A 25,926-nucleotide genomic window follows, 5' to 3' on the forward strand; every position below is an offset into this window, starting at 1 on the left:
TACTTTCGAGGCAGTCGCCCGCTCCCGACAATGCATCCGAGGAGAGAGCTGCACGAAAGCTAAAACCGGAGCGGGAAGGTCTGGCAGCCCGCGCGCGGCTTTCGAGCCAAGGGGTATGAACGGAGAAAAAAATGAAGCTCGTCGACCTATCGCGCCCGTTGGAAAATACCGACCGCGCAGACCCGCCGGGGCTTGGTCCAAAGATCAACTACTTCGCGCACCGGGAAACCGCGGAGCAGATGCTGGAATTCTTTCCTGGAGTGCTACCCGAGCAGTTGCCGGGAGGCGAAGGTTGGGGCGTGGAGCTCGTAACCATGTCCACGCACAACGGCACGCATTTGGATGCGCCGTATCACTTCCATTCGACGATGGACGGTGGCAAGCGCGCGATCACCATCGACGAAGTGCCGCTGGAATGGTGCTGGGGACGCGGAGTGAAGCTCGATTTTCGCCATCTCGATAATGGTTATGTGGCGAGCGCTGAAGACGTCGAGAAGGAATTGAAGCGCATTGGGCACGAACTGAAGCCCTTCGACATCGTATTGGTCAACACCGCGGCCGGCGCCCGCTACGGTGAAGTGGACTATGTGACGACTGGCTGTGGAATGGGACAGGAAGCAACGCTTTATCTGACGAAGCACGGCGTCAAAGTCGCGGGCACCGATGCCTGGAGCTGGGATGCACCATTCATCTACACGGCGCAGAAGGTGGCGCAAACCGGCGACGCTTCGTTGATTTGGGAGGGGCACCGGGCGAGTATCGTGCGCGGCTACTGCCACATGGAAAAGCTGGCCAATCTCGAGGCGCTTCCCTCAGTCGGTTTCGAAGTGATCTGTTTTCCAGTGAAGGTCAAGGGTGCGAGCGCCGGCTGGTGCCGGCCCGTCGCCGTGTTTAAGCCCTGAGGGAGAAAAAAGATGAAACTTGCTACCTACAATGCCTCGGGCGTTAGGAAAGTTGGTGTGGTTTCCGCCGACCTGAGTAGGATAACTGATCTTGCGGCCGCAGCAGACGGTCGCGATGACGGCGCCTTCAGCTCTATGCTTGCTTTTATTGAACGAGGCGAGCCCATACTCGATCTCGCGCGCGAAATCGCAGATTCCACAGAAAGGTCAGGCGCTCACCAGCAGCCGATTACCAGCGTCAAGTTGCTTGCGCCGCTGCCGGTGCCGCCGCAGATTCGAGATTTTTCCGCGTTTCCGATGCATCTTCTTCAGAGCCCGGTTGGGATGCAGAAACTTGCGGCAAAGATGCAGGGTCAGCCGATCCCCGATCTTCAGCCAAATGACCACGTGCCACCCGTCTATCGGCAACAGCCCATCTATTACATCACCAACCGCTTCAGCGTGATCGGACCGGAGGAAACCGTCCATTGGCCGCGCTATTCGGCATATATGGACTTCGAACTGGAATTAGCGGCGGTGCTCTGGAAAAGAGGGAAGGACATCCGCCCGGACAAAGCCGCTGACCACATATTCGGCTATACGATCTTCAACGATTTCTCTGCCCGTGACGCTCAGGTCATCGAAATGCAGGGAATGCTAGGACCTGCAAAGGGCAAGAGCTTCGATATGGGCAACGCCATGGGGCCCTGGATCGTTACAAGGGACGAGATTCCGGACGTGAAACAATTGATCGCCTCTGCCCGCGTGAACGGCGAGAGCTTTGTAAGAGACGACTGCGCGGCCATGCTGCACAGCTTCGAAGATATGATCGCCTTCGTCTCGCGGGACGAGACGCTTCAGCCTGGAGAGGTGTTCGGATCGGGGACGATCGGCAACGGCTCCGGCCTGGAGCACTTTCGCTTCCTACAAAATGGCGACGTCGTCGAACTAGAGTTCGATCGTATTGGCGTTCTTCGCAACACTGTTGCGAGACACGAGACCTGAAGAGTTGCGAGAAGAAACGGGCGCGTAAAGATATCAAGATCGCCGCGCATGCAAGGAAGCCCGCCTAAATTCAAGATTCATTTTCTCCCGGGTGGAGGTAGCTCCACCGGAACCTGGGCCCGGTAACAACCTTACCGGGCCCTTCTTTTTTGGTTGGTCCTACAGCGGCAGCCGCCGCATGCCGTCATGTTCGGAAGAACGTGCGACCGCGCCACGGCGCCATCATCGGCACCGGGTTTCCTATTTTTGATCGCAGCGCGATCGACCTGCATCCACGACTGCAACGCCTCTCGATGTCCATTAGAACGGCGAGCTTGGCATTGCGGCTTTTAACAAGTTCCCATGAGAGCGACACATGTCAGGAGAAGTCCGGTCGAAACATTCGACAGAAAAAGCCCGAAATTCACCTCAGGCCGTTGGAGGTTGATGCGCCAAGTCTGCCAAGCGAAATGCAGTGTGAATACCATTCCCAGGGCGTATGGTGGCGACATACTCAACAACCAACCTCCCAAGGACCATGATGCGATTGTGAGGATATAAAACAAGCCGATACAGATTTTCCCCTTTTGGCCAAACAAGATAGCCGTCGATTTCAAGCCAATGCGAGTATCGTCCTTCACATCCACGTAAGCATAGACTGTATCATACCCAATTTGCCAAGCGATCGCACCGATCCACATGGCGACAGCTCCAGTCGGGATGTCATCCACCACCTCCGCCCATGCCATCAGCATTCCCCAATTGAACGCCGCACCCAGGACAGCTTGTGGCCAATGCGTGAAGCGCTTGCAAAATGGATAAATGAATACGAGAGGCAGCACACATACGGCCAGCAAGCGCGTGAATGGTTTCAAAAAGATCAACAGTAATGCAGCGAGCATCAGTTCGACGACGAGGAACGCGATAGCCTGTCGGGTCAGCAGGTGACCACTGGTCAAGGGACGGAATCGAGTGCGTTCAACCTGCGCATCAAATTTGCGGTCGGCGATATCGTTGAAGGTGGAGCCGGCGCTCCTCATGAGAAGAGCGCCGAGAGAGAAGACTATGACTCGCAAGAAAGTGGGGACTCCGTGCGAAGCTTGGACAAGCGCGGCAAGACACGGAAAAAGCGTGAGCCATATCCCTACCGGCCGATCAAGTCGCGCGAGCCTCGCGTAGGATCGCCATCTCAAGGGCAATCGGCGATCGACCCAATCCCCTGGGCGGATATCGCTCAAATCGGACGGGCCATTGCCGTCATGCTGACGATACCGATCTATCATGCCCTGCGACTACAGCGCAGATCGCTCTCCGCATCGGAGCAAGTCATATCGCGTGAACGCCGGCGAATTTCAATCGACGAGGCGCTGTTCCTTCATCTCCAAATCGCGACGGCAGTTGGTGACGGCTGCACCACGATCCTCGATCACGGGAAGGGCTGCGAGCATGTTGACAATGTGGACGAGCGTCGGAAGTTGCTCCCAGGTCGACTCAACAAAGCGTACGCGCCCCTTACCAACTGCATGGTCGATCAGCTCAAAGCGACCACCGGGCGGAGAAAGCACCGCGCCTGAACAGTCGGCTTGTCCAGGCACCCCCACACGCGGCACGTATCGGTAGTGGAGCAAACCGTCACTCGGCTCGACACTGAGCGAAGCAGGCACTAAGTCCGAAATCTCCATCTCCATGAACCTATGCCCCTCCCAACTCGCTGTATGGTGGCGGTTTTCACCGAGGACGGCAGGAGGATGGATCTCGCAGAATAGCTTTGCGAAACCCAATTCCTCGCGCCCCGTGATGATGGGGTCCGCTTTGTTTTCCCAAAGAATCGCGAGAAACGGGCCACGAAGGCGCTCATGCTTTCCCTCGTAGCGGACCGGAAAGCGGACGCCGAGCGTGTTGTATCCACGCCCCGCGAGCCATTGGAGTTCGCTCATATACGTTAGGTCGACGGTCACCACCGGTTCACCGTCTAGAGAGAAACCAGGCGGCAGCATGCGCTCGAGCGCAGCCGGATCCGTAAGGAAGCTAGACGACACGCTGTGGACTCTCCCCATCGGGTCGCTGTGCCTGCCACCTCCGATCCGTTGCCGCGGACCAGGCATCGGGCCAAACACTACCGGCATTCGGTAACGCAGGTTTGGTTCAAATTGCAATGCCACCGTCGATCTCCCTAGCTCGATGAAACCCTCGGCTTCGCCAACCAGCTTGCCGCCAAGTCGCAAAAATAGACCGTGATCCATTCAATCGGTTGAATAAGCGCGGTATGGGGTCTTGTCAAGGATGCGGCTAACGCGCAAGAACGTCCTAGACCAAGTGATTGAATACCGGTGTGAGACATGAAGACCAATGCGGCTCAGCCTTCGTTCGTGGATCGCGGGCGCTCGCTCTCGTCTCGAGAGCGACTCCTGGAGGTCGCAGCACGTCATTTCGCCGAACACGGCATCCAAGGAGCTAGTCAACGTGCCATCCAACGTGAACTCGGCGTCAACAACTCCACGGCAAACTACTATTTCGGGTCCAAAGAAGCCCTGTATAGGGCCGTTATCGAGGCAGCACTCTCCGGTATTCAGGTCGAGCGACGACGGGGGCTGGAACAGATCCCAGCAACCCTGCCTCCGCGCAAGCGTACGCGAGCTCTGTTGAACGCATATTTGGCGCCCCATCTGCGTGCTACGCGGACCGAGGTCGGCTACAATTATGGTCGCATCCTTGCGGGCCTCCACCTTGCCGCACCCGACGCTGCTGTCGCGCTGATCGAAGAGTTAGTGACGCCGGTACGCGAGCTTTACGTTGACGCATTAAGCAAGCTATTTCCCTCGGCCTCCCGCAACCGCATCTACGAGGTTTTGAGGCTAGCGGTTGCGCTCATGGTGATGGGGCCGATCCAACTGGGCGAAACCCAGCTTACCGATGCTGCGATCGACCGCATCACCGACGATGTCGTCACAGTCGCGACTTCCGCATTTGAGACATTGTGCGGTTCTAAGCCAAAGGCCTGATCAGGCTCAACTAAGGACAGCGCCCGATCGAGTGCTTCGGAGAACGCAGTAGGCGCGTTCAAGGAGTTCGAGCGCTTCATCCCCAAGAGAAGCCGATCATCGTCGATCGGGTCGATGCGGGCCTTACGCGGCCTCAGCCAGCTTCGTTTCTGCGTAGGCGCCCCCTCGTATGGGCGAGTTTCGCGCGTCGCAAGCGCGTCTTCCCGACACCGGACGGCTCAAGCCGCGGAAGCACCCCCGACGATTAAAGCCGGCTTGGTCGGTCGTTGACATTCAACCGGTTGATTGATAGCAACTCGGACAGGATGGCGCGCCGAATCTCCTAAGGAGTTCGAGACGTCCGAGTGCTGCCGGGCATCCAAGAAGACAAGGCGAGAATTCCGGACCACCCAAATTGCCTCGTGAAGGAAAATTAGATTTGCGGTGAAGGCCATTTGGTCATCGATGCGCCCCCATCATCAACAGAAGAGCGAGCCGGCAACCAAATGACTAAGATAGCGTCTTCGAAGACCGATCCCGCTTCAACGCGTGACAGTCTCACTTTGGAAGATCTTCACGCTTCGGCGGAACGCAATAAGCAGTGGGGGCGTTGGGGGCCGCATGACGAAATCGGCACGCTCAACAATGTGACGTCGACAATGATTGTCGATGCTGCGAAGTTAATTCGGTATGGTAAGTCCTTCGGACTGGCTATGAACTACGATGCTTCGGGTCCACAGCGTCCCGTCCCAGGATCAAAGCGCTTCAACCCGGTTCACACGTTCTTCGTCACAGGAACGGACTGTTGCTCGAACATGGGCGAATTTCGTGAGATCCGCGGGGCCGACGACATGGTAACGATGCCGCTCCAGGCCGGAACCCAATGGGATGCCCTTTCCCATATCTTTTACTATGACAAGATGTGGAATGGTTATGATGCGCGTCTTGTTGGTACCGAGGGCGCTCGCAAATGCGGCATAGAAAAGACCCGCGATCGCATTGTCGGTCGGGGCGTATTGCTCGATATCCCACGCCACCTCGGAATGCCTTGGCTGCCGGACGGCTTTGGCATTGGCATCGATCTACTTGAAGCGTGCGCCTCAGCGCAGCACGTGAAGGTGGGCCCCGGTGACTTTCTGATCGTACGCACCGGGCAAATGGAGCGTTGCTTGGTCGAAGGATGGGGTACATTCGCTGGCGGTGACGCGCCTGGGATGAAGTTCGAAACTGCCGACTGGTGTCGGACCAAGAATATCGCTGCGATTGCTACGGATACTTGGGGCGTTGAAGTACGTCCCAACGAGGTTGAACGAGCCTTTCAGCCATGGCACTGGGTCGTCATTCCTATGATCGGGCTGACGCTCGGCGAGATGTTCTATCTGAAGGAACTCGCGCAAGACTGCGCCAATGACAAGGTCTACGAATTCTTCTTCGTCGGAGCGTCACTTCCGTTCACCGGTGCAGTTGGATGTCCTCTCAACCCGATGGCAATCAAATGAGCGCTTCGGCGTCATGGAGATCCTAAGTCCGTTAGGACGGAAGATCGGTTTGCTGCCTGCCAATTGGACATACTGCATGGCCAAGGAAACCTCCCGGGGTGAGATCTTCGTCGTCGACGACGATCCCGCCATTCGCGATACCCTGTCGATGGCCTTGAGCTCAGCAGGCTACGAGGTCATCTGCTTTTCTGACGGCATGGCACTATCCGCCGCAGCGCGCATCCGGACACCGGTTGCAATCTTACTCGATGTGCATATCCCCGGAAAATCGGACATCGACCTTCTCAAGAAATTGCAAAGCGAGGGTTGTTTTGCGCCAATCTTGATGATCTCAGGCAATGGCAATATTGCGACGGCCGTGAGCTCGATCAAGAACGGCGCGCTCGACTTCATCGAGAAGCCACTGCGCGGCGACGAGATCGTCAACCGGCTGGACGAAGCGATCGGTCGTCACACGCGCGGCAGCCGGAGAGAGTGGTGCCGCCGGAATTGGGCTTACTAGATTTTCCAGGCTGCGAGCCGCTGACTCCACGGGAGCGTGATGTGCTCGAGCAGATCGCCTCCGGCGCCTCTAACAAGGAGGCGAGCCGCGCCCTCGGAATAAGTCCTCGTACCATCGAAGATCACCGTTCTAATATAATGAGAAAGCTACGGGCAAGGAATGCAGCCGACCTGATGCGCATCGTGATGGCTGCAGCCCGGCGCGCATCGTCTAAGAACTGCTAGATCCCTCGCCTCTCGAGCATATATCACGCCGTGGCGTTTTCATCGATCGCATTTCCAACAATCGCCTTGACCTCGAGGAATTCGGCGAACGCATGCTCACCCCACTCGCGACCGTTGCCCGACTGCTTGTAACCGCCAAAGGGCGTATTGAAATCGAACGGAGCTCCATTCAGCACGACCTGGCCCGCTCTAAGCCTTGCTGCTACAGCCTGAGCTTCGCCATGCTCGCCCTGCACATAAGCAGCCAAACCATAGGGAGTGTCGTTGGCGATACGGATGGCCTCTTCTTCGCTGTCATACGCGAGAATAGCGAGCACTGGGCCGAAGATCTCTTCACGGGCGATTGTCATGTCGTTCGTGACGTCGGCAAAGATGGTCGGCTTCACATAATAGCCCTTGCCTAGCCCCTCTGGGCGCCCCAGGCCTCCCGCAATCAGCGTAGCGCCCTCCGCCATTCCCACTCCGATCAACGACTGAATCTTGTCCCACTGGCGCTCAGAGACGACAGGCCCCAACTTCGCGTTGCTGTTCGGATTACCTGGTACTTGTTCCCCGGCAGCGGCTTTCGCCAACCTTTTAGCTTCTTCCATTCTTTCCCTGGGCACGAGCATTCGCGTTGGTGCGTTGCACGACTGACCGGAATTCAACATCACAGCCGCGACACCATGGGACACTGCACGTGAAAGATCGGCCGACCGTAGCACAATGTTCGCTGACTTTCCGCCCAATTCCTGGTGGACTCTCTTCACCGTATTCGCGGCCGCGCGCGCGACTTCGATCCCGGCTCTGGTCGATCCCGTGAAGGAAACCATGTCGATAGCCGGGTGCGCACTGAGCGCCGCGCCGACACGCGGACCATCGCCATGTACAAGATTAAACACGCCAGCCGGGACGCCAGCGTCATGCACGATCTCGGCAAAGATCGTTGCCGAAGAGGGCGCGATCTCAGATGGCTTCAGCACCATCGTGCAGCCCACGGCCAATGCAGGCGCGACCTTACTTCCGATTTGGTTCAGTGGCCAATTCCAAGGTGTAATGAAGGCGCAGACCCCGATGGGCTCCTTGAGTATGCGGGCTGCTCCCATGGGCTCGGAGAAACGGTACCGCGCCAAAGCATCCCGCGCGACACGGATATGGATCCCGGCCAGAACGGCCTGCATTTGCTCGGCGAGCCAACGTGGAGCTCCGACCTCGGCCGTAATTGCTCTCGCAAGATCAGGAACACGCTTGTCGTAAGCTGCAGCGAGGCGGTCAAGGAGTGCCAAGCGCTCATCGACACTCGTGCGCGAGTATGTCTCGAACGCATTTCGGGCCGCAGCAACGGCCCGGTCTACATCGGCGAGGCTTGCGGCGGCAACGCGGCCGGCGATCGCCTCCGTTGCTGGATCAGTAATTGTTAGGAACTGCCCGCCCTCAGGCTCCCGCCACTCGCCGCCGATATAGAATTGAGTGTTGTTGGCCATGAAACCTTCCTCTCCTTGTCGATCGATGGGCGAGCTCACGTCGCAGACCGTCGTTTCCGCACCCTCGGTCGCCCTCGCCTTGGCGCGTACACGCGATCTTTCGAAGCTCCCCAAGTTTGAGTGGACCCTTACTACCAGTTCAAATCTGGTCCACATCACTCAACCGGTTGAATGACACGTGTGGCCGGTTAGGTCAAGCTTGGCGAACGATGGCAATTCCATCCTGCTAGATGGGCGATGGCTCTGCCAGCAGCGCCGGTGCTACGGGCCGACGGATCCGCCGCGATCCAACCCCTATCGAACCAGTTCGCTCTCGAATTTGCGAGTTGGCTGGCGTGTACCGACGCCGCACAATTCGACCGGCTGCGGACGCACGATAGTTCTGTCTGCGGGTCTACTTAGTCGCTCTGCGGGCTAACTATGGGTCGGTTTGCATTCATGCCGTGCATCGCGACGAATTCGAGATGCGACGGTGTGCCAGACAATCTCTAATTGCGCGCGGTGCGAGGGTCGTTGAGCGCCAGGCCTGCCCTTGGCCAATCGACCGCAACCAGTCGCCCGGTGCCGGAGAGCGTGATGAAGGCGGTGCGCATGTCGGCGCCGCCGAAGCAGATGTTGGTGCAATAGACCTCGTCGGCTTCGCGGAATTCCACGAGGTGTCCATCCGGCGTGAACACACTGATCCCGCCGCGCACGAGCGTAGCGACACAGATGTTGCCGCCCGCCTCTACGGCGAGCGAATCGAAACGCTGATAGCCCGGCAGCCCATGCAGCAGCCTGCCGCCGTTCGGCGACGGCCAGGGTTCCTTCGCAACCTCGCCTTCGCCGATGATCGGATAGCTCCAGATCCGGCTGGTCTCGGTTTCCGAGACATAGAGCGTGCGCCCGTCCGGCGACAAACCGACGCCGTTCGGCGTCATGATCGGATAGATGGCTTCGCGGATCATCGAGCCATCGGTGCGCGCGTAGTAGACCGCGCCGCGGTCCATCAGGCGACCATAGGTCTTGCCGAGATCGGTGAACCAGAAGCCGCCTTTGGCGTCGAACACGATGTCGTTCGGCCCCTTGAGGTTGAACCCACCGCAAGCGTCATAGAGGGTTTTGACCGCGCCGGTGTCGAGGTCGACCTGCTCGATGCGGCCCGTCGTGTAGTCCTCGGCGCGACCGGTTGGCCGGACAAAGTTGGCTTTGTCTTTGTGCCATGAAAAGCCGCCATTGTTGCAGACATAGCATTTGCCGTCCGGACCGACCGCCGCGCCGTTTGGACCGCCGCCGAGATGTGCGATCACCTCTTTCTTGCCAGATGGCAACACCCGCGTGAGCCGGCCGCCCTCGATCTCGACGACGAGAACGCTGCCGTCGGCGAGCGCAATCGGCCCTTCCGGAAAGGCAAGTCCGTTCGTGATCTCCTTGCCTTCGAGGCGCATGTCGTCACTCCCTCATGCCGGCACCGGTTGACCCGCGCCGAGATAGGCGTCCGCGACCTCGGCCCGGCTCGCCGCGGTTGCAAGATCCGCCGCGCCGCGATGGCCGACGATCGCGCCGTTGCGGACGAAATAGAGCTCGTCGGCGACCTTCATCGTCATGCGGAAATTCTGCTCGACCAGCATGATGGCGAGCCCGGTATCCTGCTTGATCGTGACAAGGCGCTCGAACACCCGCCGGATCAAAAGCGGCGCCAGCCCGAGCGACGGCTCGTCCAGCAGCAACAGGCGCGGCGCGCTCATCAGGCCGCGGCCGATCGCCAGCATCTGCTGCTCGCCGCCGCTTAGCATCCAGGCCGGCGATTTGAGGCGGCCCGCAATCTCCGGGAACAGCTCCAGCATGAGGTCGCGCCGCTGCCGCTGCGTGCGCGCATCAAGGAAGTAACCGCCGAGCAGAAGGTTCTCGGCAACCGTGAGCGAGCCGACGATTTGGCGGCCCTCGGGGACATAGACGATGCCGCGCCGGACGCGCTGCCGCGCGGCGAGCGTGCCGATGTCTTCGCCAGCAAAGCGCAGCTCGCCTTCCGCCGGCACCAGGCCCGCAATGGCCTTGAGTACCGACGATTTGCCGGCGCCGTTGGCGCCCAGCAAGGCCACCACGCCCTTCTCGGGCACGGAGAGCTCGACATTTTCGACGGCGCGCGCCGCCCCATAGCTGACGCAGAGTCCACGCGCGGAGAACAGCTCAGTCATCGGCTTCGTCTCCGAGATAGACGCGGATCACATCCGGATGCGCACGGATTTCGGCCGGCGTGCCGCTCGCGATCATCCTGCCGAAATTGAGCACGTAGATCTGCTCGCACAGCTCCATGATCAGGTCCATGTCGTGCTCGACGACGAGCAGAACGAGATCGGGCCGCATCAGCCGTTTCAAGGCGCGCATCAGGTCGCGCGTCTCGACCGCGTTCAGACCGGCCGCCGGCTCGTCGAGCAGGATCGCCCTGGGCTCGCAGGCAACCGCTCGTGCAATCTCGGCAAGACGCAACGTTCCCGGCGGCAGATCGGACGGTTTCTCATGCGCGACGGAGGCGATGCCGAGCTCGTTCAGCGCCGCCATGGCGCGCCGTTCCGCATCCTGTTGCTCGGCCCGCTGCGCCGGCGTCGGCACGAACGCGCTGAACCAGCCGGAACGCCGCTTCAGGGTGAGACCGACCAGGACGTTTTCCAACAGCGACAGATCAGGGCACATCGCCAGGTTCTGGAAGCTGCGCGTGATGCCGCATGCGGCACGCTGCGCTGGACCAAGGCCGTTCAACGGCGTGCCGGCAAAGCTGCTGCGGCCGCGCTGGCCGTGGTAGAGCCCGGTCAGGCAGTTGAACAGGCTGGTCTTGCCTGCACCGTTCGGCCCGATCAGGCCAGTGACCACCCCGGGCCGCAGCGTCATCGAGACGTCGTTCAACACGTGAAGCCCGCCGAAGGCGAGCGAGATTCCCTCGGCGACGAGCCCGTTGCTGGTGGCGGCCTCCATCATCGCCCCGCTCTCCGCGGCCGGAAGCGGCGCAGATCACCGCCATTCGCCACCAGCGTCACGACGACGAGCGCGACGCCATAGAGGATCGGGACCCAGTCTCCGGCTTGCGCAAGATAGGTCGGCACCAGCGTGATGAAGGCGCCGCCGACCAGCGCGGCCGGCAAGGACAGCCTGTTAAGGCTGACGACCGATCCAACCAGCAGGAACACTCCACTGAAGAAGGTGAAGCTGTTGGGTGAGACGGTCGAGGACGCAAAGCCTGTCAGCGCGCCGGCAAGCGCGGCGACCGCGGCACTCAGCGTGAAGATCGAGATCCGTGCCCAGCTCCGCGTGATCCCCATCGCTTCGGCGGCGCGCGGCTGTGCCTGCGCCATCAGCAGCGCCAGCCCCTGCGCCGACTTGCGGAAATGCGCGAGCGCCAGACAGACCAGCACGAGCACTGCAAGGGCGACGTAGTAGTGCTGCAACGCCTTGGGGATGCCGGGGATCAGATCCTGCGCGATATAGAGCCCTTCGAAACCGCCGGTGAACTTTTCGAAACCGATCAGGATTTCCGGCAGCGCCAGCGCAAGCGCCATAGTTGCGACCGCAAGATAGATTCCGGACAGCCGGCGCGAGGGAAAGGCAAAGACGAAGCCGGCGCCGGCGCCGAGCAACGTCGCCAGCGGCAGGCTTACGACTATCGACAGGCCAAGCCGGTGCTCGACGATCGCCACCGCATAGGCGCCGAGTGCAACAAAGAAGCTGTGCCCGATCGACACCTCGCCGCCATAACGCACGAGCATGCTGACCGATAGCACCGCAAGCGCATTGGCAAAGCACAGCGACAGGCTGTAGAGCAGGAAGCCGCCGGCGAGCAGCGGCGCCAGCAACAGGACCGCGACCACAGCAAGCATGGACAGCCCCGCGACGTCGACGTGACTGCTGCGGGCGGACACGCTGGCCTTGGACGTCTGTGCAAGATCAGACACGGCCACCGATCGCCCTTTCCAGCAGCCCGTTGGGGAAGAAGTTCAGCGTCAGCAGGATCACGCCCAGCAGGAAACTGTTCATGAACTCCGGCGCGACGTAGAACGAGAACAGGTTCATGGCGACACCAACCAGAATGCCGCCGACAGCAGCGCCCGGCAGACTCGAGAAGCCGCCGACCACGGCCGCCGTGAACGCCTGCAGCATGAAGGACGGCACCGTCGTCGAGCTCAGGAACGTCGTCGGCACGATCAGCAAAGCGGCAACGAGGCCGAGCACTGCACCGGCGAGCCAGGAGAACAGGTGCACCGAGCGCAAATTCAGCCCGCATACCTCGCAGGCGAAGGGATTGGTCGACACCGCGCGGAACGCGACGCCGAGCCTGGTGCGCTCGATGATCACGAACAGGCCGCCGACGATCGCGAGCGTGACGGCGAGAACGGCGAGATCGTAGGAGGAGATGCGGATTGCACCCAGGCTAAAGCTATAGCGCGGCACCGGCAGGTCGAGATTGACGATGTCGGCACCGAAGATGAGCTGCACGGCGCCTTGCAGGATCAGCCCAACCCCGAGGGTCGCAATCGTGGAGGCGAGATCGGACTTGAAGACGATCGGCGATATCAGGACATAGCTGATCACCGCGACCGTGCAGGCAATGCCGAGCGCCAGCGCCACCGCACTCCCCCAGGACAGGCTGAGCAGGCTGCCGCTTGAGAAGCCGTAGACCACGAAGGCGCCGAGACAGGCGAGATTGCCGTGGGAAAAATTCACGACGCGCGAGCTCTTGAACACCATGACAAGACCGAGCGCGCCGACGCCGTAGAGGCAGCCGGAGATCAGGCCGGACCACAGCAGCGGCAGGATGTCCCTGATGAATCCCGCCACGCTCATCCCTGCCCTTCGCCGGGCGTGCCGCCCTTCTCGATGAACTCGATCACGCCGGGGAAGTATCGGCCCGAGAGCCCTTGCCGGCAGGCGGCGTCGTAATAGCGGCGCGCGAGCTCGGCGACACCAGGGCGGATGCCGGTGTCGGCCGCGAGCTGAAGCAAATAGTCGAGATCCTTCAGCACATATTCCGGCGGGAACGCCTTCTCCGGAAAATTGCGCGGCAGCATCGCCTTGGTTCCGTGATTGCGCAGCACGAAGCTGTCACCCGAGCCTTTCGACACGGCGCTGAGCAACGTCTCGGGCTTCACGCCGGCGCGCTCCCCCACCACCATCATCTCGGCGAGCGCGAGCGTGTTCTCGAACACCAGCGCATTGTTGATCAGCTTGACGACCTGACCGCAGCCGACCTCGCCGCAATGGGTGACGTCGGACCCCATGTAGTCGAGCAGCGGCTTGATCCGCGCGAACACGGCCGTCTCGGCGCCGACCATGATACTGAGCTCACCGCGCTGTGCGGCCTCCCGCGTGCGCGCCACCGGCGCGTCGGCAAAGTGGAAGCCGGCCGCGGTCAGCCGGTCGGACACGGCGCGTGCCAGTGCAACCGGCGTGGTGCTGAGATCGACAATCGTCGTTCCCGGCCGCGCCGCCTGCGCGATCGCGCCCGAGACCGCTTCCACTTGCGGGCCACCCGGTAACGACAGAAAGATCACGTCGGCTGCAGCAGCAAGCGCTTCGAGTGACGCTGCGGCTTGCGCCTTGGTGTCGGACAGCGCGGCAACGGCCGCCGCGTCGCGATCCAACATCAGCACGGGACCTGCATGCTTCTTCGCGACGTTGCGGCACATGGGTCCGCCCATGACGCCAAGGCCGATGAAGCCGATGGTTTCTGCTTTGCTCATGGCATCAATCCATCAACATGCCGCCATTGACGTCGAGCACCGTGCCGGTGATCCAGTTCGACGCCGGCGAGCAAAGGAAGAGAATGCTCTGCGCGATGTCCTCGGGCTGGCCGAACCGTCCCAGCGGCACGTTGCCGTTCGCCGACGGCGCGGCGCGATCGGTCACGGTCGCCCACATCGGCGTCTCGACCGGGCCGGGCGCAATGATGTTGGCGTAGACACCTTTGCCGGCGCCGTTCTTGGCAACCCACTTCATCAAGCCATGCACGGCCGATTTCGCCGCGACGTAGGCGGGACCGGACGCGACGCCGCCGATTTTCGCAGCGATCGAGCCGAGTGCCACGATCTTGCCGAAGCCGCGCTCGGCCATGACAGGGTAGAGCTTGCGAACCGGATTGACCGTGCCCATCAGATTGACGGCGAGGATCTTCTCCCACTCCTCGTCGGTCGATTGCGGCAGCGGCGTATTGGCGATGGTGCCGGCGCAGAGCACCAGGATGTCGATCTTGCCGCGCGCTTTCAGTTCGGCGTCGATCAGCTTCTCGACGGCCGCACGATCCGTCACGTCGCAGCGACGATAGCTCGCCTTGGCGGGAAACCTGCCGCCGTCCTCCACGATATCGGTGGCGATGACGTCGGCACCGGCTTCGCAGAAGGCAGCGACCACGGCGCGGCCGATGCCGCCGGCAGCTCCTGTGATGAGGGCAGTTTGTCCGTCGAGACGCGAGGGGCCACTCAGAGGCGATCCAGCCATGTCGTATTTTCCTTGTTCTTCTTGGCAGCCTTTTTGGCAGTTAACGCGAACTGTGGGTGGTCGCGTCTTGCGATCACCCGCTGACGCGATCAGGTCAGGCCGGCTTGGCGTCGAAAGCCACGGCCGGATAGGGCTTGAAATCGCGCACCATGACGAAGGAGCCCTGCGCTTGCAGGATCGCCTCCTGGCGCGTGCCGCGATGATCGGAGCCGGTGAAGGTCACCTTGCGCGCACCGCCGACCGAGGCGTTGTTCAAGGCATTACCCGCCTCGATCAGATTGGCGCGCGTGATCGGCTTTCCGCTGTCGACCAGCGCACCGAAGATGCCGCCGAACAGCGCGGCATTGCTCCAGCCGTTGAGGCCGAACACGCCGACAGGGTCGTTCGGATAGTATTTCGTCACGGCATCGCGATAGGCCTTGATCTCGGGCTCGGCGCTGTCGACCGGAAGCAGCCAGGAGGAGAAGTAGACGCCGTTGAGCAGATCGCCGGTCAGCTTGTAGGTCGCGGGATCTGCGGTGAAGAACGGCGCGAACCAGGTCAACTTGACGCCCTGGCGGTCGGCGGCCTTCAGCGCCGCCGCGAGGTTGGCATTGGAGCCGAACAGGATCGCGGCGTCGGCCTGCGCATTGGCGACACGGCGGATGTGCGGCGTGAAATCCGTGGTCTTGACCTCGAAAGGCACCGATTCCGCCGGCGTGAGCTTGTTCGCCTCCATGAAGAGATCGAAGCCGCGCTTGGCGGAGCGACCGAGTTCGTCGTTTTCCCAGAGCAGCGCGACCTTCTTCAACTTGAGGTCGTTGACGGCGAACTCGGCATTGGATGCCGCCGACCAGCCATAGTCGGGCAACAGCGGAAAGATGTTCGGCTCGGCGAAGAAGGCGCTGGCGCCGCCAATCGGCCCGATCATCGCAAGGCCGTTCTCCTTGGCGTAGGGAATGACGGCGACATTGGTCGCGGTGCCCACCGCGGCGACCAGCGCGAAGATGTGGCTGTCCTCGACGAGACGCCGGACCGCGGCGACGCTGCGGGCGGGATCATAGCCGTCGTCGAGCGTCACGTAGTTGATCTTCCAGCCCTTGATGCCGCCGGCCTCGTTGACACTCTTGAAGTAGGCGTCGGCCGCGTGGGTCAGGATCGCGTAGAACGGGACAGGTCCCGTGACCGGAGTGAACCCGCCGATCGTGATGGTCTTGGCGGCGGCATCGACGCCGATCTCGTCAGCGAGGACGGATGAGCCGGGATAGGCTGATGCGAGCGCGGCAGCGCCCGAAAGCTTGAGAAAGTCGCGCCTTTTCATAGGCCCTCCCCGATTGTCTGTTTTTTCTCCTTCGATCTTTACCGGGACCTACAGAACCGGTCAAGAAAAAATGCATTATGCATTATCTTGGCCATTCAGGATGAGCTCGGCCCTGCGAATGACTGGCGCATCGACCATCTTCCCATCAAGGGCGATCGCCCCGCCTCCACTGCTGCGCGCAACCTCCATGATCCGACGGGCCCATTCGAGCTCCTTGGCGGTCGGGGTGAAGGCGTCGTTGACCAGTTTGACTTGAGCAGGATGGATACAGAGCTTGGCGCCGAAGCCGAGCGCCTTCGATCGCCCGACCGCAGCATTGAAGATCGCCGGATCCGCCCATGACGTGGTCACGCCATCGACGGGTGGCGCGAGCCCCGCAAGCCGCGACTCCAGCACAATCTGGAGACGAACCGGATCAAGCTCGCCGTCGAGCTCGGTCACGCCTGCATCGACGCCGAAGTCGAGATTACCAAAGGCAAACCTGGCAACATGGCCGCTCTTGCCGAGATTTCGAAGCTCCGCGTTGCCCTTGACCGTTTCGATCAGCGCAATGATCTGACACGGCCGGTCCAGCGATCCCATGAGGCGATCCAGGGCCTCGGTATCGGCCTTCGGCAGCATCAATTTGGTCACGCCTGCGCTGCGGACCATCGCCAGATCCTCGTCAAAGAAGCTCGTGTCGGCGCCGTTGACGCGCACAATGGCATCCGTTCGCCGCTGCCATCGCGCGACGAAGTCGCGCGCCGCACCCTTGTCGGCGGGGGCCACCGCATCCTCAAGATCGAGGATCACCTGATGAGCGCCGGAGGTTACGGCCTTACCGAAGCGTTCAGGCCGATTGGCCGGGACGAACAGGAAGGAGCGAGACAAAGGGCTGGACACCAGGCATCATCCTCGATTATGCATCATGCATTATCGTTTGTACCTCTACCGCCCCTATCGGGGCGCGTCTATGGTGGTCGCGGACAAATCGGTCACGAGCGACGGGCATTGGACATGGAATATCGGACAAAAGAGGAGCAGGTCGCCGACTATCTCCGCGAGGGCATCATCTCGGGGCGGCTGCCACGCGGCGTCCGGCTGAAGCAAACCGAGATCGCGCAAGAGCTGAAGATCAGCATCACACCGGTTCGCGAAGCACTGAAACTGCTCGAGGCCGAAGGCTATCTATCCAGCGATTCCTATCGCGGTGCGACCGTGGCACCGTTCGACGTCGAGGCGTCGACCGAAATTCTGAAGCTGCGCATCACGCTCGAGACCCAATTGGTGGAAGGCGCCGTGCGAAACATCACCGCCGAGGAGATCGCGGAGCTGCGCGAATTGGCACGACAGTTCGAGGCGGCCGCTCTCGCCAACGACAGCACCGCCGCACGCGGAATTAACTACCGTTTCCACCGGCGCATGTACGATTTCGCGCGACTGCCCAAGACCCTTCACTTCGTGCAGGTGCTATGGGCGCAATATCCGTTCGACGTCATCAACCGCATTGGCGGCCGCGCCGAGCGCGCCGCCAAGGAACACAACGAGCTCCTGAAGAACGTGATCGAAGGTGACGCCGCAGGCGCGATGCTGACGATGCGGCGGCACATCGAGACCGGCTGGAACGAGTTGCGCAACAGCCTGCCGACGAAGACGGATAGCGCCGTCAAATCCAAGAACTCTGAGAACAAGAGCTCTGAGAAGGAGACCTTATGAAGCCGATCTTGCTCGTGATGGACATGCTGAATGACCTCGTTCACGAGAACGGCGGCGGCGCGAAGACCTATGTCCCGCTGATGAAAGAGCGCGATGTGCTCGGCCGCACGAAGGCGCTGATCGCGAAAGCCCGCGCGGCCGGCGCGCTGATCGGTTACGTCCGCGTGGGCTTTTCGCCCGATTATCGGGAATGCCCGCCCAATTCTCCGATTTTCTCCCGGGCCCGCAGCGCGGGCATGTTCAAGCTCGGCAGCTGGGGCACGGAGGTACATCCCGACCTCAAGCCAGAGGCCGGCGAGTTCGACATCGTCAAACACCGGGTGAGCCCGTTCTACGGCACATCGCTGGAGCCGATCCTGCGAGCGCATGGCGTGACCGATCTATTCCTGACGGGTGTGTCCACCAACGGTGTGGTGCATACCGGAGCCCGCGAGGCGCACGACCGCGACTATTCCTGCACGGTCCTGGAGGATTGCTGCGCCGGCGGCACCGCCGACGAGCACGATAGTGCGCTACGCTGCCTTGGTCGCTTCGCCGCGATCAAGGGCAGCGCGGATGTGAGTTTCGGGTGATGGACTTGTCCCTTCTCCTTGTGGGAGGAGGTGCACCGTCCGTACAGTAAGGATAAGCCCTACGCCCCCAGCCAGCGCGGATCGATCGCCTGCCGGTAGGTGACGCCGCGCACGGCATCGCTGAACTTCAGCTCGAACTCCATGTTGTGCGCGAACTGCTGCTCGGACAATGTCGGCGGCACCGAGACGGTCGTGCGCTGATCCGATACCGTGCGCTTGATCAGCGCGGCGTCGGTCTGCTGGAAGTAGCGATCGCGCAAAATCTGGCCGGCCGCGTCGGGATCGTTGCGGATCAATTCCGATGCCCTGGTCATGCCGCGGACCAACGACGTAGCGATCTCGGGATTCTTGTCGAGGAAATCCGGCCGGCCGCACAGCACGGTGTAGAGGAAATTCTCGATGCCCGGCACTTCGCCGTGCGACGGGCGCGCAGCCCACACCGCGAGCCCCTCCTCCACCGCCTGGTTGTTCGCCGGCGCCGTGGTGTTGAAACCGTCGATCTGGCCGGAACGCAGCGTCAGGTACATCTTGTCGAGCTTGACCACCGTAAGGCTGACATCCTTTTCCGGATCGAGCCCGCCGAGCGACAGCAGATAGCGCCAGATCTTGTCGGTGCCGCTACCGCGGCCGGAGATCGCCAGCGTCAGCCCCTTCATGCGGGCCATGCGTTCCCTCAGCGGCATGTCGGCGGCGAGGCCGATCTTGTCGGCGGTCTTCCTGCTGATCACGGCGTCGCTCGCATATTGCGACATCAGCGGTGCGAAGGCGTTGATCTTCTGGCCCTTGGCGACTGCAAGGATCACATCGCTCATCACGAGACCGGCGACGTCGACACTGCCGCCGAGAATCGCCGCCATGCTGTTGGTGCCGCTGCCGGTGTCGATCAGGGAGACATCGAGGCCTGCATCCTTCATGAAGCCGGCCGCCGTCGCGACCAGCAGCGGCAGATAGGCGAATGTGTAGCCGCCGATCGCAATCGTCACCGGCTTGCCGATGCCCTGCGACAGGCCCGGCGCAACCGAACCGGCCAGCGATCCCGCAGCGATCCCGCCCAACATCGTCCGACGCGTGATCATGATGTCCTCCCTCTATTTTTGTTCTCGCAAGGCCGCCTCAGCGCCAGCGGAATATCCAGCTTTCCAGCCGTCCAAGCACGTCGTTGAGGAGCGTGGTGACGACCATCAGCGCAAACAGAGCGGCGAACACGCCGGCCGTATCGAGCTGGCCCGCGGAATTCTGCGTGAGGTAGCCAATGCCGGCATTGGAGGCCATCATCTCGGCCGCGACCGCGCCGACGAAGCCGTAGGGCAGACCGAGCTTCAATCCCGTGAACAGCCATGGCAGCGCAGACGGAAAGATCACCATGCGCTGGAGCGCGAACCGGCCCGCGCCCATGGTACGCAGCGCATCGACCATTTTCAGGTCGACCTCGCGCACGCCGCGCAGGGTCGAGAAGAACACGAGGAAGAACACGCTGATCGCGGCAAGCACGATCTTGGGCGCAAGGCCGATACCGAACCACATGATGAAGAGCGGCGCGAGCGCGACCTTGGGCACGCCGTACACCGCCGTGACGAAAGGATCTACGGTGCGATGCAGGATATCGCTCGCACCGATCATCAGCGCGAACAGGACTCCGGCGGTCGCGCCCAACACGAAGCCAATGGCAGTTTCCTTGAACGTGATGAGCAGGTGATAGGCGAGCTGCCCGCTCGCAGTCCACGCGACCAGCGTCTTGAATACGGCCGCCGGGCTGCTCACCCAGAACGGGTCGAGCAGCGAGCCGGATGCGGCCTGCCAGGCCGCGAGCATCGCAACCACGAAGATCGTGCGGTAGAGCCATACGCGGCCGGATTGGCCGAGCATGGGTTCGACCCGTGTATCGGACAGCGCCTCTGTGCTCATGACGATCGCCTCGCCGGTGGCTCGAGGGCGGCCCAGAGCCGCCGATAATGCTCTTCGAAGGCGGGGTGGAAGCGCACCTCGTGCACCTCGCGCGGCCGCGGAATATTGATGGGCTCGTCGAGCCTGACCTGGCAGGGGCGCGGCGAGAACACCAGGACGCGATCGGCGAGCGTGATCGCCTCGACGATGTCGTGGGTCACGAACACCACCGTCTTGCGCCGCGCCGACCACAGCTTGAGAAGCTCGGCCTGGAGCACCAGCTTGAGCTGGGCATCGAGCGGCCCGAACGGCTCATCCATCAGCAGCACCGGCGGGTCGTAGATCAGCGTGCGAGCGAGCATGGCGCGCTTGCGCATGCCGCCGGAGAGCTGGCTCGGATAGTGACGCTCGAAACCTTCGAGGCCGACCTGTGCGATCAGCTCGCGCACGCGGGCGGCGATCTCCGCACGGTCAATCCGGCGCAGCTCGAGCGGCACCGCGATGTTCTGCTCCACGGTCCGCCACGGCAGCAGGCTGTCATGCTGGGTGAGATAGCCGATCCCGGTATTGATGGCCCCAACCGGCTCGCCCTGGCACAACACCGCACCCGCGGTCGGTCGATCCAGACCGGCCAGCAGGTTCAGCACGGTCGACTTGCCCGAGCCGCTGGGGCCAACGATGGCGAGAAACTCGCCGCTTTGCAGCGAGATATTCAGTCCGCTGAGCACGTCGATGCGACCGCTGCGCGAGTCGAAGGTCTTGCCAACGCCGCGCAGCTCGACTGCGGGCGCGCGCTGTGCCTCGCCATCTTGCGCAGCGACAACAGACAGGTGCGCCGATCTCATCGCCTTGGCCTTCCGCTGTGCTTTTCTTGTTTCGGATCCCGTCCCGATACCTTCAGACCTCCGCGGCGGCCCGCATCGCGAGCGCGCCGCTCGCCCCGCTGGCCCAGAGGTCGAGCACGTGCCCGTCGCCCTTCCCTTCCAGGCGGAACGGTGAGCTCACGAACAGCGGCGAGACGCCCCTGAACTCGAAGGATCTGAGCGGCTTGCCCGCGTACCGCTCCGCGAAGCCTTGCAGCAGGGTCGCCGTCAGCGGCCCGTGCACGACGAGGTCTGGGTAATTCTCCTCCGACTGCGCGTAGGCCTGGTCGTAATGAATGCGGTGGCCATTCGACGTCAATGACGAATAGCGGAACAGCAACACGGTGTCGGGTCGAAACTCTTCCGACCACGCGCCATCCTGCGGAGACGGTGCCGCCGCTGGCGCTGGCGATCCCGGCGCCGCCGCCTCGCGATAGACGATGTCCTGTTCCTCGGTGATGCAAGGCGCGCCGTCGCAGGCAATGCTGTGGCTGACGGTGACGAACACCAGCTGGCCGGCACGGCCGGATTTGGCTTCGACCTTCAGGATGGTGCTTTCACGCTCGCCCTCGCCGCCGATGGTCAGCGGCTTGTGGTAGGTGAGACGCCCGCCGGCCCACATGCGGCGCGGCAGCGACACCGGCGGCAGAAACCCGCCGCGCTTCGGATGTCCGTCTGGTCCCAACTCCTGCCGCGGCACGAAGCGATTGAAGAAGATCCAGTGCCAGCCCGGCGGCAGGGCGGCGCCGGCTGCGTGATGTCCTTCCACACCGAGCGTGGCGGCCAGCGCGGCGACGCGGTCCGCTGCAATCCGCTCGCGGATGGTTTCCTTGCGACCGACCCAGGTCTGCCAATCCTCGTCAGCCAATGCTGCGCTCTCGCTCATGACGGCAACTCCACTTCTAGCGTTCAGTAAATCACCTGCTGGTCGATCAGCACTTCGCGGTCCTCACGGCTGAGGCCGAGCAGCTCGCCGAACACATAGTCCTCATCCTCGCCGAGGCGCGGCGTGCCCCGCGTCATCCCGACCTCCGATTTCGAGAAGCAGATCGGAGCCTTCAGCGCCGCGCGCCTGTTGCCGCTCATGTCCTCGACATCGACGACGGTCCCGCGCTCGCGCAGATGCCCGTCATGCGCGATGTCCTCCATGTTGCAGGAGACATGCGCGGCAATACAAGCGGCCTGAAGCCGACGCTCGGCCTCGCCGGCCTCACACGTCATCGTCCAATGTTCGATCTCGCCATGCAGAACCCGCCGATGCGTATGCCGGCCTGGGGCTGTCTCAAACCGCGGATCCGACAAGAGGTGCGGCGCATCGATCAACTTCACCAGGCGACGCCATTCGTCGTCTGTGCGGATCGCGATGGTCAGCCAGCGATCCTCCTCGCGAGTCCCGAACACGCCGTGCGGCGCCATGCGCAGATGGTCGTTGCCGATCCGCGCCGGTTCTCCTCCCGCCGCGGCAAACAGCAGCGCCTCGCCGACCAGCGAGCAGGCCACTTCGCGCGCGCTGACGTCGATATGCCCACCGCGGCCGGTCTGGCGCAGGCGATACACCGCGGCCACCGCCGCCATCGCCGCGTTCATGCCGATACTGTGGTCCATCACGTGGCGCATTTCGACCGGCGGTCCATCCTCATAGCCGGTGAGATAACCGAGCGCACCCCAGGCACCGAACAACGGAGCGTAGCCGGCGAAATGCGAATCCGGTCCGCTCTGGCCCGACGATGAGACGGATACCATCACGACAGACGGCTTCAGCGCGGCCAGCGCCGCATAGCCGAGACCGAGCCGCTCCATCACCCCGGGCCGAAAACTCTCGCAAACGAGATCGCTGACGCCGACGAGCTTCTTGGCCAGCGCGCTGCCCTTCGCGTCCTTCAGATTGATGCGAACCGAAAGCTTGTTGGACGCAACCTGATCGAAGCTCGCCGGCCCCATCCGGCCGTAGACCGGGTGCGGCTTGCGGAAGATATCCGGCCGCGCGGCACTCTCGATCTTGATACATTCGGCGCCGAGCTGCGACAGCATGTGAGTACAGAACGGCCCTGCGGCATGCAGCGTGAAGTCGGCGATGCGGACACCGGCAAGCGGTTTCATGAGACCTCCGCGACAATTTCCGGCCGTTCGCACTGACGCCTGGCCGAGAGCAAGTGCTGGTGTTCGCCGAGCCGCGGCGGCCCGGCTTGCAAGGACAGCGCCGCGCCGTCGACATGAAACGGTGCCGACAACACCGGCAGGCGGCCTGCTCCTGGAATCTCGGCCGGCTGAAACAGGTGCCGCGCAGCCTCATGCGGACCTGACAGCACCTCGGCGGGGCTGGCATATTTCGCCATGGGCACGCCCAGCGCCTGGGCTCGCGCGACGATGTCAGCGGTTCGCTGTTCGCGTGCCCAGATGCGAATCGCGCGGTTGATCTCCGCGCCACGCCGGCTTCGCTCCAGCGCGTCCGACAGCGCGGGATCGAGCATCCAGTCGGGGCGGCCCATCAATTCGATCAGGCCGCGCCACTGCCGCTCCTCGAGCGTCAGCAGCTCCACATACCCGTCAGCACATTCGAGCACGCCACCATATTTGAACGAGCGCGTCCGGCGATGCTCGAGCGAGCCGTCGCCAAGACGCTGAAGCGCGAACGCGCCAACGGCAAGCGTGGCATCCTGGATGGAGACGTCGACGCTTTCGGCGCCGCCTTGCGCGCTGCCGACCAGTGCGGACAAAGCGCCAAGCGCGGCGACCACGCCGCCCTGGTACTCGGCGAAATGACCGTAGACCTTCAAGGGCGGGCGTTCGGGAAAGAGCTCGGCAGCAAGGCCGTTGGGCAACAGGAAGCCCTCACCCGAAGCATGGATCAGATTGATCTCCTCCGCCTGCCAGTCCGCTTTCGGTCCCGTGGCGCCGAAAGGCAGCACCGACACGTCGATCAGCCTGGGATAGCGCGCCCTGAGAGTCTGCTGGTCCAGGTCGAGAGTCACACGTTCCGCGGGGCTGAGATCGTGGACGAGGACGTCTGCCTCGGCGAGCAGCGCGGACAATGCAGCCCGTCCGGCCTGCGTCGTCAGATCGCAGGTGACGCTCTTCTTGCCTGCGGCCAGAAAGGCAAACAGCGCACTCGCCTCATGCGCCGGCGGCAGCAACGGCGGCTCGCGGCGAAGAGGATGCCCTGCCGGCGGCTCGACGAGGACCGTCTCCGCGCCGAGGGTGGAGAGCAGCCGGCCGGCATGGCTGGCCGCAACGCCGCGCGAGATCTCGACGGCAATGACGCCCGCGAGCGGAGGCGCGATAGCCTCGTTCGTCATGGCAACGCTTCCTCTTGTTGTTCTTGGTTGGGCCCGAAGCGTGGCGGGCCACGCTTCGGTTCTTGCAGGTTCTTCGCCGACAGGATTCAGCGGATGGTCGGCAGTTCGAGCTCGAGCCCCGCTCCGTCGAAGAACACGCGGTTCTTCACGTCGCGCGAGGGCAGCATCACGGTGGCAAGGCCCGGCGTCGTCAGTTCGCCGCGCTGGTTCTCACCCCAGATCTCGAGATCGACCAGCGCAAAGCCGTCCTTGACGTATTTCCTGCTGACCTTGCCCTTGCACCAGGTGGAATCGCCCATGGTGTTGAAGCGCCGCATCTCGGTGCGCACGCGCTTGAGGAAGGCCGCATCGCCCATCCAGTTGCTGACGAGGCTGGCGAGCCAGGACGAACGCTGCGGACCGTAATCATAGGTGCCGGGCACGCCGACTTCCTTGGCCACGGACTCGCGGTGATGCCCGATGCCGGTATATTCGATGCCGCCGCCGGCTTCCGGATTGCGGAAGAAATGGCCGGGATGCTTCACCGCCGATTTCAGCACGATGCCGTGGGTATGGCCGCGACCGCAGCCGACCAGGAAACCCATCGTGTCCATCAGCGAGAGCGGGCCGCGCACGATTGGCGGCAACTCATCGCCTTCGTTGACGTCCTCGAAGTAACGCATCGTGGTGCCGCGGATGAGCTCGTCCTCCTTCAGGATGGCCTCGTCGAGCGCGGCGAATTCGTCGGCCGTGTACTCGTAGGGCTTGACGTCCTTGTACTTGCCGGCGTCGCGCGCGGCCTTGCGCTCGTGGCGGGTGCAGGTGCCGAGCGCGCGAGCGACCATTTCGCCGCGCTGGTTGGAATAGACGGCCTCGACATATTGCAACACGAGGCGGCCGGAGAACTTGCTTTCCTTCTCCTCGATGCCGACCACGCGCTCGATCGCGGTGATGCGGTCGCCCGGACGGATGTGGCGGAACAGCTCCCAATCGTTGCCGGCGTAGAAGCCGTGCACGCCGGGAAGACCCCAGCGGGTGCGGCCGATCCAGCCAAACGCCATCGGGAACATCGGATGGGCAACGTTGGTGCCGTAGCGGCTCTGGCGGCCGTGCTCGGCATCGCGGTAGAGCGGATTGAGGTCGCCGATGCCGTTGCAGAAATTGCGGATGGTGTCGTCGGTCGCATCCTGGAGATACGGCCCCTCCGGGCGCAGCTGAAGTCCGATCATGCCCCGCGCCTGCGCGATCGCTTCGTCGGTGATCTTGCCTTCCGCCGGGGCGTGGCCGACCTCTTTTTCCTTTTCCATCACGTCTGACATGTTCGTCTCCGATCCCTGT

25 protein-coding genes and 1 pseudogene are annotated in these 25,926 nt (G+C 62.5%); 7 read left to right on the forward strand and 19 right to left on the reverse strand.

Going from position 1 to position 25,926, the window contains the following annotated elements; all coding sequences use genetic code 11:
* Window positions 1–131: 131 nt before the first annotated feature.
* Both ACWAT4_RS31175 and ACWAT4_RS31180 read left to right on the forward strand, forming a co-directional pair.
* Window positions 132–902, forward strand: coding sequence for a cyclase family protein (locus ACWAT4_RS31175; RefSeq protein WP_449728872.1), 771 nt, complete (start codon window positions 132–134; stop codon window positions 900–902).
* Between the two features lie 12 nt (window positions 903–914).
* Window positions 915–1,886: a fumarylacetoacetate hydrolase family protein gene (locus ACWAT4_RS31180; protein WP_449728873.1), complete on the forward strand. Its 972-nt coding sequence runs from the start codon at window positions 915–917 to the stop codon at window positions 1,884–1,886.
* Window positions 1,887–2,215: 329 nt separating this feature from the next.
* On the opposite strand, the gene ubiA is transcribed toward ACWAT4_RS31180, so the two are convergent.
* Together ubiA and ACWAT4_RS31190 are read right to left on the reverse strand one after the other, a co-directional pair.
* Window positions 2,216–3,148: a 4-hydroxybenzoate octaprenyltransferase gene (gene ubiA, locus ACWAT4_RS31185; RefSeq protein ID WP_449728874.1), complete on the reverse strand. Its 933-nt coding sequence runs from the start codon at window positions 3,146–3,148 to the stop codon at window positions 2,216–2,218.
* Between the two features lie 69 nt (window positions 3,149–3,217).
* On the reverse strand, window positions 3,218–4,108 hold the full coding sequence (locus ACWAT4_RS31190) for an acetoacetate decarboxylase family protein (RefSeq protein ID WP_449728875.1): 891 nt from the start codon (window positions 4,106–4,108) through the stop codon (window positions 3,218–3,220).
* Window positions 4,109–4,204: 96 nt separating this feature from the next.
* Here ACWAT4_RS31190 and ACWAT4_RS31195 point away from each other — a divergent pair, with 96 nt between their 5' ends.
* The 3 genes and pseudogenes from ACWAT4_RS31195 (at window position 4,205) to ACWAT4_RS31205 (ending at window position 7,071) form a co-directional block, all read left to right on the forward strand.
* Complete coding sequence (locus ACWAT4_RS31195) at window positions 4,205–4,867, forward strand: TetR/AcrR family transcriptional regulator (protein ID WP_449728876.1); 663 nt, start codon at window positions 4,205–4,207, stop codon at window positions 4,865–4,867.
* A gap of 485 nt (window positions 4,868–5,352) precedes the next feature.
* A complete protein-coding gene (locus tag ACWAT4_RS31200; protein ID WP_449728877.1) occupies window positions 5,353–6,345 on the forward strand; it encodes a cyclase family protein in 993 nt (330 codons plus the stop codon).
* A 76-nt stretch (window positions 6,346–6,421) separates the two neighbouring features.
* Window positions 6,422–7,071, forward strand: a pseudogene (locus ACWAT4_RS31205) (response regulator transcription factor).
* 23 nt (window positions 7,072–7,094) lie between these two features.
* On the opposite strand, the gene ACWAT4_RS31210 reads toward ACWAT4_RS31205, so the two are convergent.
* From ACWAT4_RS31210 to ACWAT4_RS31255, 10 genes are all read right to left on the reverse strand, one after another.
* Window positions 7,095–8,534, reverse strand: coding sequence for an aldehyde dehydrogenase family protein (locus tag ACWAT4_RS31210; protein ID WP_449728878.1), 1,440 nt, complete (start codon window positions 8,532–8,534; stop codon window positions 7,095–7,097).
* Between the two features lie 488 nt (window positions 8,535–9,022).
* Window positions 9,023–9,961: an SMP-30/gluconolactonase/LRE family protein gene (locus ACWAT4_RS31215; RefSeq protein WP_449728879.1), complete on the reverse strand. Its 939-nt coding sequence runs from the start codon at window positions 9,959–9,961 to the stop codon at window positions 9,023–9,025.
* A 12-nt stretch (window positions 9,962–9,973) separates the two neighbouring features.
* On the reverse strand, window positions 9,974–10,711 hold the full coding sequence (locus ACWAT4_RS31220; protein WP_449728880.1) for an ABC transporter ATP-binding protein: 738 nt from the start codon (window positions 10,709–10,711) through the stop codon (window positions 9,974–9,976).
* On the reverse strand, window positions 10,704–11,489 hold the full coding sequence (locus ACWAT4_RS31225; RefSeq protein ID WP_449728881.1) for an ABC transporter ATP-binding protein: 786 nt from the start codon (window positions 11,487–11,489) through the stop codon (window positions 10,704–10,706). The genes ACWAT4_RS31220 and ACWAT4_RS31225 overlap by 8 nt, the downstream gene beginning before the upstream one ends.
* Window positions 11,486–12,460, reverse strand: a complete 975-nt coding sequence (locus ACWAT4_RS31230; RefSeq protein WP_449728882.1) for a branched-chain amino acid ABC transporter permease — start codon at window positions 12,458–12,460, stop codon at window positions 11,486–11,488. The genes ACWAT4_RS31225 and ACWAT4_RS31230 overlap by 4 nt, the downstream gene beginning before the upstream one ends.
* Window positions 12,453–13,349, reverse strand: coding sequence for a branched-chain amino acid ABC transporter permease (locus ACWAT4_RS31235; RefSeq protein WP_449728883.1), 897 nt, complete (start codon window positions 13,347–13,349; stop codon window positions 12,453–12,455). Before ACWAT4_RS31235 ends, ACWAT4_RS31230 begins: the two co-directional genes overlap by 8 nt.
* A complete protein-coding gene (locus ACWAT4_RS31240; RefSeq protein WP_449728884.1) occupies window positions 13,346–14,245 on the reverse strand; it encodes an NAD(P)-dependent oxidoreductase in 900 nt (299 codons plus the stop codon). Before ACWAT4_RS31240 ends, ACWAT4_RS31235 begins: the two co-directional genes overlap by 4 nt.
* A 4-nt stretch (window positions 14,246–14,249) precedes the next feature.
* Window positions 14,250–14,999, reverse strand: a complete 750-nt coding sequence (locus ACWAT4_RS31245) for an SDR family NAD(P)-dependent oxidoreductase (protein ID WP_449728885.1) — start codon at window positions 14,997–14,999, stop codon at window positions 14,250–14,252.
* 94 nt (window positions 15,000–15,093) lie between these two features.
* Window positions 15,094–16,299, reverse strand: a complete 1,206-nt coding sequence (locus tag ACWAT4_RS31250) for an ABC transporter substrate-binding protein (protein WP_449728886.1) — start codon at window positions 16,297–16,299, stop codon at window positions 15,094–15,096.
* Between the two features lie 75 nt (window positions 16,300–16,374).
* A complete protein-coding gene (locus ACWAT4_RS31255; RefSeq protein WP_449728887.1) occupies window positions 16,375–17,181 on the reverse strand; it encodes an HpcH/HpaI aldolase/citrate lyase family protein in 807 nt (268 codons plus the stop codon).
* Window positions 17,182–17,295: 114 nt separating this feature from the next.
* Between ACWAT4_RS31255 and ACWAT4_RS31260 the strand changes: the two genes are divergently transcribed.
* Together ACWAT4_RS31260 and ACWAT4_RS31265 are read left to right on the forward strand one after the other, a co-directional pair.
* Entirely contained in the window at window positions 17,296–17,994 is a 699-nt protein-coding gene (locus ACWAT4_RS31260) for a GntR family transcriptional regulator (RefSeq protein ID WP_449728888.1), read from the forward strand.
* A 17-nt stretch (window positions 17,995–18,011) separates the two neighbouring features.
* Window positions 18,012–18,566 (forward strand): cysteine hydrolase family protein, encoded by a 555-nt coding sequence (locus tag ACWAT4_RS31265; protein ID WP_449731292.1) that lies wholly within the window; start codon window positions 18,012–18,014, stop codon window positions 18,564–18,566.
* A gap of 59 nt (window positions 18,567–18,625) precedes the next feature.
* On the opposite strand, the gene ACWAT4_RS31270 is transcribed toward ACWAT4_RS31265, so the two are convergent.
* The 7 genes from ACWAT4_RS31270 to ACWAT4_RS31300 form a co-directional block, all read right to left on the reverse strand.
* Window positions 18,626–19,642, reverse strand: coding sequence for an ABC transporter substrate-binding protein (locus ACWAT4_RS31270; RefSeq protein ID WP_449728889.1), 1,017 nt, complete (start codon window positions 19,640–19,642; stop codon window positions 18,626–18,628).
* Window positions 19,643–19,679: 37 nt separating this feature from the next.
* Window positions 19,680–20,471 (reverse strand): ABC transporter permease, encoded by a 792-nt coding sequence (locus ACWAT4_RS31275; protein WP_449728890.1) that lies wholly within the window; start codon window positions 20,469–20,471, stop codon window positions 19,680–19,682.
* Entirely contained in the window at window positions 20,468–21,295 is an 828-nt protein-coding gene (locus tag ACWAT4_RS31280; protein WP_449728891.1) for an ABC transporter ATP-binding protein, read from the reverse strand. The genes ACWAT4_RS31275 and ACWAT4_RS31280 overlap by 4 nt, the downstream gene beginning before the upstream one ends.
* 52 nt (window positions 21,296–21,347) lie before the next feature.
* The gene (locus ACWAT4_RS31285) at window positions 21,348–22,199 is read right to left on the reverse strand and encodes an HTD2 family dehydratase (RefSeq protein WP_449728892.1); all 852 of its coding nucleotides are present in this window, start codon (window positions 22,197–22,199) and stop codon (window positions 21,348–21,350) included.
* 23 nt (window positions 22,200–22,222) lie between these two features.
* The gene (locus tag ACWAT4_RS31290; RefSeq protein WP_449728893.1) at window positions 22,223–23,413 is read right to left on the reverse strand and encodes a CaiB/BaiF CoA transferase family protein; all 1,191 of its coding nucleotides are present in this window, start codon (window positions 23,411–23,413) and stop codon (window positions 22,223–22,225) included.
* Complete coding sequence (locus ACWAT4_RS31295; protein ID WP_449728894.1) at window positions 23,410–24,609, reverse strand: CoA transferase; 1,200 nt, start codon at window positions 24,607–24,609, stop codon at window positions 23,410–23,412. The genes ACWAT4_RS31290 and ACWAT4_RS31295 overlap by 4 nt, the downstream gene beginning before the upstream one ends.
* Window positions 24,610–24,695: 86 nt before the next feature.
* Complete coding sequence (locus ACWAT4_RS31300) at window positions 24,696–25,907, reverse strand: FAS1-like dehydratase domain-containing protein (protein WP_449728895.1); 1,212 nt, start codon at window positions 25,905–25,907, stop codon at window positions 24,696–24,698.
* Window positions 25,908–25,926: the final 19 nt, after the last annotated feature.

It is taken from the genome of Bradyrhizobium sp. T-1, from assembly GCF_053592855.1.